Origin of the sequence: Billgrantia sulfidoxydans, from assembly GCF_017868775.1 — a bacterium.
Classification (GTDB): Bacteria; Pseudomonadota; Gammaproteobacteria; order Pseudomonadales; family Halomonadaceae; genus Halomonas; species Halomonas sulfidoxydans.
Window position 1 is genome coordinate 127,307 of sequence record NZ_CP053381.1, and the last position, 14,176, is coordinate 141,482.

Here is a 14,176-nt window from a genome sequence, read left to right on the forward strand (position 1 = left end):
GTTCGTGGTGGGTGGTGCAGCGAGTAAACGGTGCGCCTAGCTTACGTCCGGATGCGCCCGCTGTCAGGCCTTCGCCACGCGATCCGGGGCGCGACATCCGGCCACGCCGGATTGTTTGACGTGGATCACAACCCGCTCCGGAAAAGAAGTATCGGGTATGGTCTTTTTGCAGCGTTGGCCGGACCATGCCTGCATGCCGGCCGAGGCAATGCCCACCACCTTGATCTTCAGTCCTGCTTGCCTCGGCCATAACGTTCCTCGGTGACCGGCTGCGCCCAGGCGCGGTGCCGGAAGACGGGAGGTGTCGGCCCATGGTGGCGGAACTCGGAAACTTTGCCCTCGTCCTGGCGCTGTGCCTGGCCCTGGCGCAGAGCATATTGCCGCTGGTGGGGGTTCGGCTCGACGATGCCCGCCTGATGCGCAGCGCCCGCTTCCTCGCCAGCGGCCAGTTCGTCTTTCTCTCGCTCTCGTTTGCCGTGCTGGCCTGGGCCTTCGTCGCCGGCGATTTCACCGTGCGCTACGTGGCCGGCCACTCGAGCCTGGACCAGCCGCTGCTCTACCGGTTCACGGCGGTGTGGGGCGGGCACGAGGGCTCCCTGCTGCTGTGGGTTCTGCTGCTGGGGGCATGGGGCGTCGCCGTGGCCGGCTTCAGCGACTCGCTGCCGCGCGAGATGCTGGCCCGGGTGCTGGCCGTGCTGGGCATGGTCGGGGTGGGCTTCATTGCCTTCACGCTGTTCACCTCGAACCCGTTCGAGCGCATCGTGCCGGGGCTCCAGGACGGCCGCGGCATGAATCCGCTGCTGCAGGACCCCGGCATGATCCTGCATCCGCCGCTGCTCTACATGGGCTACGTGGGCACCGCGGTGGTCTTCGCCTTCGCCATGGCCGCGCTGCTCGGCGGCCGGCTCGATGCCGCCTGGGCGCGCTGGTCGCGCCCCTGGACCACGCTGGCCTGGGTCTTCCTCACCCTGGGCATCGCGGTGGGTGCCTGGTGGGCCTACTACGAGCTGGGCTGGGGCGGCTGGTGGTTCTGGGATCCGGTGGAGAACGCCTCCTTACTGCCATGGCTCACCGCCACCGCGCTGATGCACTCCCTGGCGGTGGCCGAGAAGCGCGGCGGCTTCAAGGTCTGGACCCTGCTGCTGGCCATCGTCACCTTCGCCCTCACCGTGCTCGGCGCCTTCATCGTGCGCTCGGGGGTGATCACCTCGGTGCACGCCTTCGCCACCGACCCGGAGCGCGGCGTGTTTCTGCTCGGGCTGCTCAGCGTCACCCTGCTCGGCTCGTTGATCGTCTACACCTGGCGGGCGCCCCGGGTCGGGCTTGGTGGCGCTTTCGCCGGGTACTCGCGCGAATCGCTGCTGCTGGCCAACAACGTGCTGCTGACGGTGGCCTGTGCGGCGGTGTTCATCGGCACCCTCTACCCGCTGGCGCTGGATGCCTTCGGCCTGGGCAAGATCTCGGTGGGTCCGCCCTACTTCGATGCGGTGTTCGCTCCGCTGATGCTGCCGCTGCTGCTGCTGGTCGGCCTCGGCCCGGCGGTGGCCTGGAAGCAGGCGAATCCGGGGGAGACCTTCCGCCAGCTGCGCTGGGCGCTCTTGATCAGTGTGGTGGCCGGCGGGCTGTGGCCGCTTGCGCTTGGCGCGTGGCGCCCGATGACGGCGCTGGCGCTGATGCTCGCCACCTGGATCGTGATCACCGCGCTGCAGGACATCAGAAAGCGCCTGGGCTCGGCACGTCAGCCGCTGCCCGTACGGCTGCGCAAGGTCATGCGGCCGAGCTTCCTCGGCATGCACCTGGCCCACATGGGGCTGGCGCTGGTGGTGGTGGCGATCGCCATGGTCAACACCTACGAGGTCGAGCGCGACGTGCGCCTGGCGCCGGGGCAGAGCGCCTCGGCGGCGGGCTTCGATTTCACCCTGCAGCGCATGGAACGCATGCGTGGCCCCAACTGGGAGGCCGATCAGGCGGTGGTACAGGTGGCCCGCGACGGCCACGCGGTGGCGCGGCTCACGCCGCAGCGGCGCTACTACGACACCCACGCGGGGATGCCGATGAATCAGGCCTCGCTCGATCGCGCGCCGACCCGCGACGTCTACGTCTCGCTGGGCGAGCGACTCGACGGCGACGCCTGGAGCTTCCGGCTCTACTACAAGCCCTACATGGCCTGGATGTGGTTCGGCGCCATTCTGCTGGCGCTGGGCGGTCTGCTGGCGGCGTGCGACAAGCGCTACCGCCTGGCGGGGCACCGTGTCACTCGAACGCCGCACGAGCCGGTGGCCGCTCGGCCCCGGGAGGTGGCGAGCCGATGACATTGCGTATGCTGATTGCGCTGGCGGCTACGGCCGCCCTGCTGGGGCTGCTGTTCATGGGCCTGGGCATCAACGCCCGCGACCTGCCGTCGCCGCTGGTGGGCAAGCCGGCGCCGCCGTTCGTGCTGGAGTCGCTTGAGGATGCCAGTGTCACCCTGACCGAGCAGGACTTCATCGGCGAGGTGGCGCTGGTCAACGTCTGGGCCACCTGGTGCAGCACCTGCCGCGCGGAGAAACCGCTGCTGATGGAGCTGGCCCGTGGCGGGATTCCCATCCACGCCTTCAACTATCGCGACGAGCGCGAGACGGCACTGCGCTACCTCAGCGTCAGCGACAACCCCTACCGCACCATCGCCTATGACCCCGTGGGCGACGCCGGCATCGACTGGGGCGTCTACGCCACGCCGGAAACCTACGTGCTCGATGCCGAGGGGGTGATCCGCTACAAGCGCATCGGCCCGCTCACGCGGCAGCTGCTGCTCGACGAAGTGCTGCCGCTGATCGAAAGATTGAGAGCTGAGGCCCAGCGTGCCAGCGAAGCCAGGAGGGGGGCGCCAACATGATTCCACGCCTGTTCTGTCTGCTGCTTGCCTGGCTGTTGCCCGCCGGGCTCGCCATGGCGCTGGCCATCGGCCAGCCGCTGGAGTTTGCCAGCGAGGCCCAGCAGCGCCAGTACGACACCCTGGTACGTGAGCTGCGCTGCACGGTGTGCCAGAGCGAGACCATCCACGAATCCAACGCCGAACTCGCCGCCGACATGCGCCGGCGGGTCCACGCCATGACCCTGGCCGGGCACGATGCCGACGCCATCGTCGCGTTCATGGTCCAGCGCTACGGCGACTACGTGCGCTATCGCCCGCCGCTGCAGGTCAACACCTGGTTGCTGTGGGCCAGCCCCTTCCTGCTCATGCTCGGCGGCGTCCTGGTGTGGTGGCGCATCGTCGTCGGCAGGCGAAGCATGGCCGAGCGCCCCGGTTTTACCGCCCAGGAGCGCGCCATGCTCGACCGGCTGCGCCAGGCCGATGAGTTGAGGAGGTCTTGATGAACGGACTGTTCCTATTGCTGGCCATGAGCCTGTGCGGCGTGGCGCTGGGCTTCGTGCTGGTCCCCCTGCTGCGCGCTCCCCGTGGTGAGCGCAGCGAGTCTCGGTGGGCGATCAACCTGGCCGTGCACCGCGACCGGGTGAGCGAGCTGGGGCAGGACCTGACGACGGGCACGCTGACCCAGGCCCGGCACGACGCTGCCCTGGCCGACCTCGAGCGTGAGCTGCTCGACAGCGGCGCCATCACTGTCGATGAGCGCCCGCGCGGCGAGAACCACGGCCTCCGGCGCGCGCCGCTGGTGGCCGCCTGCACCAGCGTGGCGCTGCTCCCGTTCATGGCGACCGGGCTCTATCTGACGGTGGGGCATGCTGACGAGGTCTTCGCGACTCAGTCACCTGGAGCGACGATCGCCGAAGCCGAGCCGCTTTCTGAAGCCGACCGGCGCCGCGAATTCGAGCATCTGGCCCGACAGCTGCAGGGGCGCCTGGCGCAGGATCCGGCCGACCTGAAGAGTTGGATCCTGCTGGGCCGGACCCTGGAATTCCTGGGCAACCTGGAGGCTGCCGAGCGTGCCTTCCGCGAGGCCGAGGCGATCCGCGCTGACCTCGACCAGCTGGACCAAGCCGCCGGTAGCCCTTCCGCAGAGGCGTCGGCAAGGAGGGAGACATGAACAAGACGTTGAGCCGCGAGGCCCTGCAGGCCGTGCGCCAGGTGCCGCTGTTCGCCGGCCTCGAGGACGAGACCCTGGCGCTGCTTACCGACGGCGCCGTGGAGCGCAGCTATCGACGCGGTGCACTGCTGTTCCGCAAGGGAGAGCCGGCGGATCGCTTCTACGTGGTGCTCGACGGCTGGGTCAAGCTGTTTCGCGAGAGCCCAGACGGCAACGAATGCATGGTGGGGCTGTTCACCCGCGGCGAATCCTTCGCCGAGGCGGCGATGTTCGACCGCCTGGGGTTTCCGGTCAATGCGGCGGTGGCCGAGGAGGCCCGGCTGCTGGCGTTCACCGCCGACCACTTCCTCCCCACCCTGGAGCGCAACCACGGCCTGGCGCTCAACATGCTCGCCAACCTTTCCGGCATGTTGCGCTATCTGGTGCGCCAGCTCGACCAGCTCACGCTGCAGCCCACCTACCAGCGCCTGGCGGCCTTCATCGTTTCGCTGTGCCCCGCCGAGGAGGGGCCGGCCAGCGTACGGCTGCCCTGCGACAAGCTGCTGATCGCCGGCCGGCTGGGCATGAAGCCGGAGAGCTTCTCGCGGGCCATGGCGAGGCTGCGTGAGGTCGGCGTGAGCTGCGAACGCAACTGCGTTCACGTCGAGAACGTTGCCGAGCTGCGGCGCTTCGCCAATACCACCGAGGAGGCGCCGCTCTCGCCGTTGCCGGGCGCGGCGCAGAACACCTCGCGCGCGGCCATGCTGCGTCCCTGCCGCTGAGCCGCACTGGTCGCGGCCGCTTTCCCCTCTCGCGACACGGCCCGCGCGGCGGGTCGCCGCTCGCCGTGACTTCTTTCCCCTCACCCTGACATAAGTCAACTCCTGGATGCATCAATTGACAGTGGTCAAGTGAGGCGAAAGGCAAAGTTGCTACTAATGGCGACAGGTGGGGGGTGGCTTGAGGCCATGGTCGCTGAGCACGCAGAAGAACAGGTCATGCCGGGCACCCGCCAGCCACACCCGAAGGGGAAACCAAGCGAGGCACGATATGCAGATGAGAGCTTTGAGCAAGGGGATCTTCGCCCTCAGCTTCCCGCTGACCGCCATGGTGGGCATGGCCCAAGCCGCGGCCCCGGAGTTGACTGCCGAGGAGCAGGAACGCGCCAACACCATCTACTTCCAGCGCTGCGCCGGCTGCCACGGCACCACGCGCAACGGCGCCACCGGTCCGAACCTGCTGCCCGGAACCACCCAGGAACTGGGCCAGCGTCGCCTGGAGAGCATCATCACGCTGGGTACCGAAGGCGGCATGAACAACTTCGACGGCATCCTCTCCGCGGATGACATCACGCTGATCTCCAAGTACATCCAGCACGACCCGGTCGATCCGCCGGAGATGTCGCTGGCGGACATGAAGGAGCGCTGGCAGGTCTTCGTCGCGCCCGAGGATCTGCCCACCGAGCCCCAGCACGATCTGAACTGGGAAAACTTCATGGTCACCATCCTGCGTGACCGTGGCGCCATGGGCATCATCGACGCCGACACCAAGGAGCTGGTCACCGAAGTCGAGACCGGCTACGCGGTGCACGTGGCCAAGGAGAGCTCCGACGGCCGCTTCTGGTACGTCCAGGGCCGTGACGGCCGCCTCTCCAAGATCGACCTGTGGATGGACCCGCCGCAGGTCACCGCCGAGGTCTTCATCGGCTACGACGCGCGCGACGTGGCGGTCTCACACTACGGCGAGTGGAAGGACAAGTACGTCATCGGCGGCTCCTACTGGCCGCCGCACTTCGTGATCGCCGACGCCGAGACCATGGAGCCGCTCAAGGTGGTCTCCACGCGCAGCTACGACACCCAAGGCAACTTCCGCAACGAGGCCCGCGTCGCGGCGCTCTACAACACCCCGCACGCACCGACCTTCCTGGTCAACGTCAAGGAGTCCGGGCAGGTCTGGCAGGTCGACTACAGCGACATCGACAACCTGCGCATCGACCAGATGGAGACCGCCGAATTCCTGCACGACGGCTTCTTCGACCCCACCGGCCGCTACTTCCAGATCGCCGCCAACATGAGCGACAAGATGGTGTTCATCGACACCGAGACGCGCAAGTTGGTCAGCATGCTGGAGACCGGCACCAAGCCCCACCCGGGCCCGGGCGCCAACTGGGTCGACCCCGAATGCGGCCCGGTGGCCGGCACTACCCACCTGGGCGAAGGCCTGTTGACCTTCTGGGGCAACGACCCCGAAGGGCATCCCGACCAGGCCTGGCAGATCTGCGACCAGATCGAGACCGACGGCCCGGGGCTCTTCGTGCGCACCCATCCCGATTCCGACAACGTCTGGATCGATCAGGCCATGCACCCCGAGCCCGACGTCAACCAGTGGGTCATGGTCATGAACAAGGAGACCCGCGAGCTGACGCCGATCCACGTCGCCGACCGTCCGCTGGAGCATGACGCCGTGGCGGTGCACATGGAGTACGACCAGACCGGCACCGAGGTGTGGGTCTCGATCTGGGCGCGTGGTGACGGCCACCAGAACGACGGTGCGATCGTCGTCTTCGATGACAAGACGCTGGAAGTGAAGGCGGTCGTCGAAGGCCTCAATACGCCGACCGGCAAGTTCAACGTCTACAACCGCAAGCACCACGTCGGCTGATCGTCATCGCCGACACCGCCGGGGCCCCAACGGGCGCCCCGGCCCCTTCACCAGCCGCTCCCTCCTTGCGGAACGGCTGGTGAAGGGGCCGACACAACAGCGACGACCAGGCAGCGGCCGTCGAGGGTAGGCACCCGCGTCACGACACTTTGGGAGAAAGACCATGGGGGAGCGACCACGCAACTGGCGCAGAATCACCATCCTGGGGGCATCGTTGGGTGCCGCCGTGCTCTTCTTCGTTGCCGGTATCATTTTCTGGGGCGGCTTCAATACCGTGATGGAGGCGACCAACAGCTACAAGTTCTGCAGCAGTTCCTGCCATGAGATGAGCTGGGTCCACGAAGAGTACCTCGATCGTCCGCACTACCAGAACGCCACGGGGGTGGGAGCGGCCTGCTCCGATTGCCACGTGCCGGATGCCTGGGGACCCAAGATGGTGCGCAAGATCCAGGCCAGCCGCGAGGTATGGCACTGGATGCTGGGCTCGATCGATACCCAGGAGGAGTTCGAGGCCAAGCGTATCCACTTGGCGGAGAACGTGTGGCGCTCGATGCTGCGCACCGATTCCCGCGAGTGTCGCAACTGTCATGACTGGTCGGCTATGGACCTGGAGCAGCAGGCCGCCCGCGCCTCACGCGAGCATGCCCGTGCCTTCGAGCAGGGCATGACCTGCATCGAGTGCCACCAGGGCATCGCCCACCAGCTGCCCGAGGCATGGGACGAGTCGCCGGTCTGGGCGGGTCGCTTCGAGGTCGCCGAGGCTGACGACAGCCAGACCGCACCGCTGGAGGCCGAGGACCTGGGCGAAGCCGCTTCGGTTAGCGAGAACCTAGCCGCAGCGCTCGACTGGGAGGCGGTGCCGGCCACCGACCTGACGCTGTTCCTGCCGGGCCAGGCATCCATCGAGTGGATCCAGGACGGCAGCGAACACGGCGGTGGGCGAGCCTTCAGCTTCGGTGATCGTTGCCTGTGGTGCCACCAGGGCGAAGAGGCGGACATCGGCGCGCTGGCCGTCGCCGGCGAGAAGATCGAGACCTTCGACCTGGGCGACAAGCGTGGCCACGTGCCGATGAGCGTCAAGGCCGCCTTCGATGACGACTACCTCTACCTGCAGTTCCAATGGCAGGAGGGCGAGCACGCTCCGCTGCCCTTCGTCGAAGGCGGCGTGATGGACCCGGACAACCCCTTCAAGCTGACCGTCAGCCTCTCCGACGACCGTGTCGACATGGCCGAGCGGGCGGGCTGCTGGACCAGCTGTCACCACGATTCCGCCTACATGCCGGATGCTCCGGAAGCCGAAGCGCTGGCGACGAGCGAGCTTGCCGAGCGACTCGACCTGATGAGCGGCAACGGCGTGACCAAGTACCTCACCGAGAGTCGCACCGAGATCGAGATCAAAGGACGTCGCGGCGCGGCCCGCGGCGGTTGGGACAAGCTCAAGGCAGAGGGCGAGGTCCAGGAGCTGCTCGACGCCGGGGTCTACCTCGACCTGGCGCGCTACAACAGCGGTGATGGCTCGGTCGAGTCGGGTTACGTCCTCGACGAGCGCCATTTCAGCGACAGCCAGGCCATCGCCTTCAGCGCCGAGGAGCAGGACGGTGTGTGGACCGCCTATCTGACCCGCGCGCTCAAGACCGGCACGGAAGGCGACAAGCCGCTCGACCTGGAGCGCCTCTACAGCCTCAACGTGGCGCTGCACGACGACCATGCCGACTCGCGTTTCCATCACGTCTCGTTCCAGTACGGCCTGGCCTTCGGCGTCGAGAATCCGGACGAGGCCTTTGGCGAGGACATGGTGGAGATCAATGCCACGCGGGTCACACCCTGACGCCCCGCAGGGAAGGAGGTTGCGATATGAACAAGCGGCAACGTCGATCGAGCATGGCCCTCCTGGCCGCCGCCCTGCTGAGCGGGGCGGCGCAGGCCGGGGGCAACGTGGTCGAAGTGGAGATGCGCGACTACGGTTTTCATCCCGCCGAACTCGAGGTGGAAGTCGGCACCACGGTGCGCTGGGTCAACGCCGAGAAGCGCACCAGTCACGACGTCTATTTCGCCGACGAGGATCTCGGCTCGGAGCGCCTGTTTCCCGAAGAAAATTGGGAGCGAACCTTTGACGAGCCGGGTACCTACCCGTACCACTGCCGACCTCACGAGAGTCGCGACATGGAAGGGGTGGTCGTGGTGGTACCGGCCGAATGATTCGACTATTGCACCATTTACTACAAACGCCGGCACGGTCGGCGTTTGTAGCCGTTCATGCAAGAGGAGCGACTATGCGACGACACCTGCAAGCGTCGGCCTGGCTCGGCGGCAGCCTGGCCACCCTGGCCTTCAGCGCCGCCCTGGCGGCGGAGGGGCCGGCCGGCTATCGCAGCGCCGACTTCGGCATGGCCTTCGACGAGGTGATGACCGAGCTGGAGCGCGATGCTGCCGTGGCCAACCTCAGCGTCAGCGAAACGGAGGACGGCGACCGCCTTATCGACGGCGAGCTGCAGGACGAGGCTGCTCCGCAGACCGACCTGCGTTACGTCTTCCCGGCGGGCAGCGACGCCCTGGCCCTGGTGGTGGCCTTCCATCCCGAGGTGGAAGATTACGTCACGGTGAAGGCGCAACTCGAGGCCCGCTATGGCCAGCCATGGGAGGCCGAGATGACCGAGTGGTGGTTCGAACAGCTCAAGGGGGGCATGCCGCAGGAACCTAGCAGTCTCACCGTCTGGGGCGGCGATGGCAGCGAGGATACCGAGCGCGGCCGTTTCGTGCGCCTGTGGTCGTTCGAGGATTACCTCACGGTGGAATATCTCGACACGCAGCTGTTCCCTAGATGAGCCCCAGGAAGGGCACCAGCGTCAGGGCCAGCATGGCCAGCACCGCCAGTGCCACCAGCAGCATCTGAACGGGATGCTGCCACAGGCGCCGCCACAGGGTCGGCGCGTCTCCCTGCGCGACGCGGTCGGCATGCTCCTGCTGTACACGCGCTTGCCGCTCGACCTGATAGCGCTCGAGGACCTCGCGCGCCGCCTCCAGCTGCGCGGGGTCGCGCAGCCAGATGGCATCGACCCCCAGGCGCCAGAAGCCGGCCTGGGTCTCGTAGGTGTCGAAGCCGTGCTCGTCGAGCAGCCGGCGCACCTCCCAGGCTTCCTCGTCGGTGACGTTGGCCAGCCGGAACAGCAGTGTCGCCATCAGCCGGCCGCCTCGCACTGCCGTTCGGCGCGGGCGATGGCCGCGTCCGCCCCCGCCAGATCGAAGCTCATGAACCAGTAGTCCTCGTCGCCGCGGTCGAAGCGCAGGCGCAGCGTCTCGCCGCCGCGCATCTCGTCGAGCAGCAGGTCCTGGGTGTCGAGATAGAAGTTGACGTAGAAGCCGCGGTCGCCGCGCTGGGTGATGAACTCCGCCATGCCGCTGTGGATCGTCTCGTGGTCGACCCGCAGGTCGCCGGGTACCAGGTTGGCCACGCGGCTCTCGGGCTGGTGCTCCTCGAGCTCGACGCGCACCTCGAGCCACGGCAGGTCGCACACGCCGGGGGTGTAGTTGACGCTCAGGATCGAGTCGCTGTAGCTGGTCTGCTCGAGGGCGCGAAAGTGGCGTTCATCGCCCAGCGACAGCGTCACGGAGTGCCAATTTTCGTGCTGTTCGGCATCGCTGACGTTGTAGTTGGTGGCGAATGCCGGCCCGGCCAGGGCCAGGCCGGCCAGCGCGGCAGCGAGCGGGGCGGTAAAACGCATGCGGGGTCCTCGCAGATCGATGCGCTCGAGCCTAGCACGCCGTGCAACGGCTGTCCCGCTGGACTCAGTGCCCGCCGCCGTGCCCGGCCATGGCGCCCATGGCATCGCCGCCGCCCAGTTCACCGCGGCTCAGGCGGGCCAGCAGGTCGAGGTCGATATCGTCGAAGGCGTAGAGTTCGCCGCCGTGGGTCTCGGCGAAAGCCTCGGCGTGATGGCGCTCCCTGAACGAGGCCAGGGTATGGCCCATCGAGCCGCGCTGGTCATGACCCGCCACGTACCACGCCTCGCTGGCCAGAATGAAGGCGGCGTCGTCGGGCTTGGGCCAGGGCGCGGCAGCGACGTCGTGCACGTAGGCATGGGAGAGGCGGGTCTCGTTCTCCGGCTGGCGCAGGAAGGCGAACAGCTCCGCGGTGGAGCAGAACTTCAGCGCCGAACCCTGCTTGTCCAGGAACGCCTGACCCTTGGGGCCGGGGTGCTCGTCGATCAGCATCCCGCACACATGGCAGCTGTCGCCGGACTCGATGGGCTCGGCAGCGGCCAGGGCGACGGGCTCCGACTCGCCGCAGCCGGCGAGCAGCAGCGGCAGCAGGAGCAGGGGCAGCAGCAGGAAACGGGGCATGGCAGGGGACTCCAAAAAAATAAGCGGGCTCAGGCCGAGCGGTGACGGAAGCGCATCAGCGCCAAGCCCAGGGGCACCAGCACCCAGGCCATCAGCAGCGGCAGCAGCACGGCGGGGCGGAAGGCGCCGCCCTCGGCGATGGAGGTCAGGCCGGTGTAGCTGCGCGCCGCCTCGAAGCCAGCCAGGTTGATCAGGCGGAACAGCTCCGTGGGGTTGAGCAGCAGCAGCCAGGGCAGCCAGTCGCCACCCTGCTTGACGCTGACCAGCAGCGCCAGCAGGCCCAGGTCGAACACCAGCACGAACAGGAACCACACCACCAACGCCAGGCCGGCGGCGCGGGCCTTCTCGCTCACCCACACGCTGATCAGGTAGGCGAAGGCGATGAACACCCAGCCCAGCAGCACGCTGCTGGCAATCAGCAGGCCCATGCCGGCGGCGAGTTCGCCAAGTGCGACGCCCTCCGCGCCCACGGCGATCACCGCGCCGGCGATGCCGAAGCCGAGCGCCGTGGCGCTGCCCAGGATCAGGCCGTGGCCGAGGAACTTGCCCAGCAGCAGCGCGGTGCGACTCACCGGGTAGGTGAGCAGCAGCAGCAGGGTACCCGCCTCCTGCTCGCCGACCACGGCGTCGTAGGCCAGCAGCAGGGCGATCAGCGGGATCAGGAACACTGCCAGGGTGGCGAGGCTCACCAGCGTGGTGGCCAGCGAGGTGAAGCCCAGCCCGCCGCTGGCCGCGGCGCCGAACCAGGCGATGCCCACGGCGAGCAGGGCCAGCACCAGGGTAATGGCCAGCACCCAGCGGTTGCGCAGGCCGTCGCGGAACTCCTTGCCGGCCAGTGTCAGGATGGCGTTCATCGAACCTCTCCTTGGACGGGGGCGAGCCCGGCGGAGAAATGGGTGTAGAGGTGTTCCAAGGTAGGCGGCAGCAGCTCGATGTCCTCGACCCCGGGGTGCGTGGAAAGGTGGCGCAGCACGGCGAGCTTGGCATCGGCGGGCACCGAGAGCGACACCTCGTGGCCGTTGAGCGGCCGCGCCTGGATGCGCGTGTCGTTCCAGGGCCGCTGCCAGTCGGCGCCCTCGAGCCGGCCGCGGGCGCGAATGGTCATCGGCAGGGCGGCCTCGGCGCGCAGGGTCTCGAGGCTGCCCAGCGCCAGGCGGCGGCCACCGCCGAGGATCAGCGCGCGATCGATGTAGGGCTCCACCCCCGGCAGCACATGGGAGGAGAGCAGCACCGTGCAGCCGCGCTCGCGCAGACTGCGTACCGTCTCGTAGAAGTCGCGGGTGGCGGCGGGGTCGAGCCCGGTGGTGGGTTCGTCGAGCAGCAGCAGGCGCGGCTCGCCGAGCAGCGCCTGGGCCAGGCCGAGGCGCTGGCGCATGCCCTTGGAGTAGGTCTTCACGCGGCGCTTGGCTGCCGCGCCCAGGCCGACCTGCTCGAGCAGGTCGGCGACCTGGCGGCGGTCGACGCGCTTGAGCCGGGCGAAGAAATCGAGCACCTCGCGACCGCTGAGCTGTTCATAGAAGCTGACGTTCTCGGGCAGGTAGCCCAGGCGGCGGCGCAGCGTCTCGGCATGGGCACCGTCGGGGGCGCCGCCGAGTACGGAGAGCTCGCCGGCGCTGGGCGAGAGCAGCCCCAGGATCAGCTTCATGGTGGTGGTCTTGCCGGCGCCGTTGTGGCCGAGCAGGGCGAGCACCTCGCCCTCGCTGACCCTGAGGTCGAGGGCGTCGAGGCGCACCACGTCGCCGTCGCGCCGCGTCACGCCGTGGAATTCGATCACCGCGTTCATGAGTCGGTGTCTCCGAAGTCGGGTTCTGTCATCAGGGGGGCGCTGTCCTTCACGCCCTGAGGGCGGAAGACGGGGAACTGACGCTGCACCCAGCGCAGGGTCAGCACCGCGGGGCTGTGCATCAGCAGCCGCGCCGCGGGAAAACGCCACAGCAGGCGGTCCATGGCGTCGTTGGGCTCGTAGGGCGTGTCGCCCAGCCCGTCGCCGGCGAGATCCCAGCCCAGGTAGTCGCTCCAGTAGTTGCCGCGGCCCTCCTCCGACCACTCCTGGGTGCGCGTGGCGACGTACATCACCTGCTGGCGATTGTCGACGAAGGCGTTGCTCACCACCGTGTTGTCCTCGGAGCCGGCGGTCAGGTGGATGCCGATGTCGCTGCCGGCCAGGCGGTTGCCCTCGAAGCGGTTGAACTGGGCGTTGTAGACGAACAGCGCCTTGCCTTCGCTGCCGCTGACCAGCGCCTGTCCGCCCGCGTCCGCTGCCGCACGTACACCCTCGACACGGTTGCCGCGAAGGGTCGAGTAGGTGATGTTGTTCATCAGGATGCCGTAGTTGAGGTCGCCCTCGGAGCGGTTGTCGACGACCGTCAGGTGGCGCGACTGCATCAGCGCATAGCCGGTGCGGGTGTTGCGGGTCAGGTTCTGTTCCAGGCGGTTGTCGTGGGCATACATGTAATGCACGCCGTAGCGCAGGTCCTCCATCACGTTGCGTCGCAGCAGGCTCTGGCTGCTGCTGTCGATGTAGATACCGTCGCGCACCTCGCGGATGTCGTTGCCCTCAACCCTTGCGCCTTGCACGTTGTAGAGGTGGATGCCGTTGCCGCGGTCCTGCGAGCGCAGCGAGGTGTTGCCGCGAATGACGTTGTCTCGCACCTCCACCTCGTTGGCAGAGTCGAGGCGAATGCCGAAGCCGGGGCCGGTGAGGCGCGAGTGGCGAATGACGCTGCCGGTGGCGCTGCGCTCCACCAGGATGCCACTGTCCATGGCGGTGAGGTCGCGGCCCCAGTTCTCGATGGTGAGGCCGTCGATCACGCTGCCGGGGGCGGTAATGATGACGCCATGGCCGTTGCCGCCGGCGTCGATCACGGCGCCGGGCTCGGCTTCGACGGTCAGGGTGCGGTCGATCGTGAGCGGGCCGGGGTAGCGGCCCGCCGGCAATAGCAGGCGGTCGCCGTCGCTGGCGCGTTCGACCAGCGGCTGCAGCGATTCGCCCGGGCTGGCCTGCCAGTCGGCAGCCAGCAGCACGCCCGGCAGGCTCAGCCAGGCGGCAAGAATCGGGATCAGGACGCCGAGGATCGGTCGTCGGGTCATGCATTTCTCCAAACTTATAGGGTGCCGGGACCAGGCCGTATTTGCCTTCAACCTGGTCCCGGTGCCCTCAAGGCAGCCAG

Annotated in this window: 15 protein-coding genes; 9 read left to right on the plus strand and 6 right to left on the minus strand. The window is 68.0% G+C overall.

Going from position 1 to position 14,176, the window contains the following annotated elements; all coding sequences use genetic code 11:
• Positions 1 to 311: 311 nt before the first annotated feature.
• The 9 genes from HNO51_RS00590 (at position 312) to HNO51_RS00630 (ending at position 9,490) form a co-directional block, all read left to right on the plus strand.
• Positions 312 to 2,312 carry a heme lyase CcmF/NrfE family subunit gene (locus HNO51_RS00590; RefSeq protein ID WP_209538250.1) on the plus strand — a complete coding sequence of 667 codons (2,001 nt, stop codon included), beginning with the start codon at positions 312 to 314 and terminating at the stop codon, positions 2,310 to 2,312.
• Positions 2,309 to 2,875: a DsbE family thiol:disulfide interchange protein gene (locus HNO51_RS00595; protein ID WP_197449168.1), complete on the plus strand. Its 567-nt coding sequence runs from the start codon at positions 2,309 to 2,311 to the stop codon at positions 2,873 to 2,875. Before HNO51_RS00590 ends, HNO51_RS00595 begins: the two co-directional genes overlap by 4 nt.
• Positions 2,872 to 3,354 carry a cytochrome c-type biogenesis protein gene (locus HNO51_RS00600; protein WP_197449169.1) on the plus strand — a complete coding sequence of 161 codons (483 nt, stop codon included), beginning with the start codon at positions 2,872 to 2,874 and terminating at the stop codon, positions 3,352 to 3,354. The genes HNO51_RS00595 and HNO51_RS00600 overlap by 4 nt, the downstream gene beginning before the upstream one ends.
• Positions 3,354 to 4,025 (plus strand): c-type cytochrome biogenesis protein CcmI, encoded by a 672-nt coding sequence (gene ccmI / locus HNO51_RS00605; RefSeq protein WP_197449170.1) that lies wholly within the window; start codon positions 3,354 to 3,356, stop codon positions 4,023 to 4,025. The genes HNO51_RS00600 and ccmI overlap by 1 nt, the downstream gene beginning before the upstream one ends.
• Positions 4,022 to 4,786 carry a Crp/Fnr family transcriptional regulator gene (locus HNO51_RS00610; RefSeq protein WP_197449171.1) on the plus strand — a complete coding sequence of 255 codons (765 nt, stop codon included), beginning with the start codon at positions 4,022 to 4,024 and terminating at the stop codon, positions 4,784 to 4,786. The genes ccmI and HNO51_RS00610 overlap by 4 nt, the downstream gene beginning before the upstream one ends.
• 274 nt (positions 4,787 to 5,060) lie before the next feature.
• Positions 5,061 to 6,665, plus strand: coding sequence for a nitrite reductase (locus HNO51_RS00615; protein ID WP_234283665.1), 1,605 nt, complete (start codon positions 5,061 to 5,063; stop codon positions 6,663 to 6,665).
• A 163-nt stretch (positions 6,666 to 6,828) separates the two neighbouring features.
• A complete protein-coding gene (locus tag HNO51_RS00620) occupies positions 6,829 to 8,493 on the plus strand; it encodes a NapC/NirT family cytochrome c (protein WP_242597174.1) in 1,665 nt (554 codons plus the stop codon).
• Positions 8,494 to 8,519: 26 nt separating this feature from the next.
• Positions 8,520 to 8,864, plus strand: a complete 345-nt coding sequence (locus tag HNO51_RS00625; protein ID WP_209538251.1) for a cupredoxin domain-containing protein — start codon at positions 8,520 to 8,522, stop codon at positions 8,862 to 8,864.
• Positions 8,865 to 8,938: 74 nt separating this feature from the next.
• On the plus strand, positions 8,939 to 9,490 hold the full coding sequence (locus HNO51_RS00630) for a hypothetical protein (protein ID WP_197449174.1): 552 nt from the start codon (positions 8,939 to 8,941) through the stop codon (positions 9,488 to 9,490).
• Here HNO51_RS00630 and HNO51_RS00635 read toward each other — a convergent pair.
• The 6 genes from HNO51_RS00635 to HNO51_RS00660 form a co-directional block, all read right to left on the minus strand.
• Complete coding sequence (locus tag HNO51_RS00635; RefSeq protein WP_197449175.1) at positions 9,483 to 9,845, minus strand: DUF6164 family protein; 363 nt, start codon at positions 9,843 to 9,845, stop codon at positions 9,483 to 9,485. The genes HNO51_RS00630 and HNO51_RS00635 overlap by 8 nt on opposite strands.
• Positions 9,845 to 10,387: a hypothetical protein gene (locus HNO51_RS00640; RefSeq protein WP_197449176.1), complete on the minus strand. Its 543-nt coding sequence runs from the start codon at positions 10,385 to 10,387 to the stop codon at positions 9,845 to 9,847. The genes HNO51_RS00635 and HNO51_RS00640 overlap by 1 nt, the downstream gene beginning before the upstream one ends.
• Positions 10,388 to 10,451: 64 nt before the next feature.
• Entirely contained in the window at positions 10,452 to 11,006 is a 555-nt protein-coding gene (locus tag HNO51_RS00645) for a nitrous oxide reductase accessory protein NosL (RefSeq protein WP_197449177.1), read from the minus strand.
• Positions 11,007 to 11,035: 29 nt separating this feature from the next.
• A complete protein-coding gene (locus tag HNO51_RS00650; protein ID WP_197449178.1) occupies positions 11,036 to 11,860 on the minus strand; it encodes an ABC transporter permease in 825 nt (274 codons plus the stop codon).
• Positions 11,857 to 12,789, minus strand: coding sequence for an ABC transporter ATP-binding protein (locus tag HNO51_RS00655; protein WP_197449179.1), 933 nt, complete (start codon positions 12,787 to 12,789; stop codon positions 11,857 to 11,859). Before HNO51_RS00655 ends, HNO51_RS00650 begins: the two co-directional genes overlap by 4 nt.
• Entirely contained in the window at positions 12,786 to 14,096 is a 1,311-nt protein-coding gene (locus HNO51_RS00660) for a nitrous oxide reductase family maturation protein NosD (RefSeq protein ID WP_197449180.1), read from the minus strand. The genes HNO51_RS00655 and HNO51_RS00660 overlap by 4 nt, the downstream gene beginning before the upstream one ends.
• Positions 14,097 to 14,176: the final 80 nt, after the last annotated feature.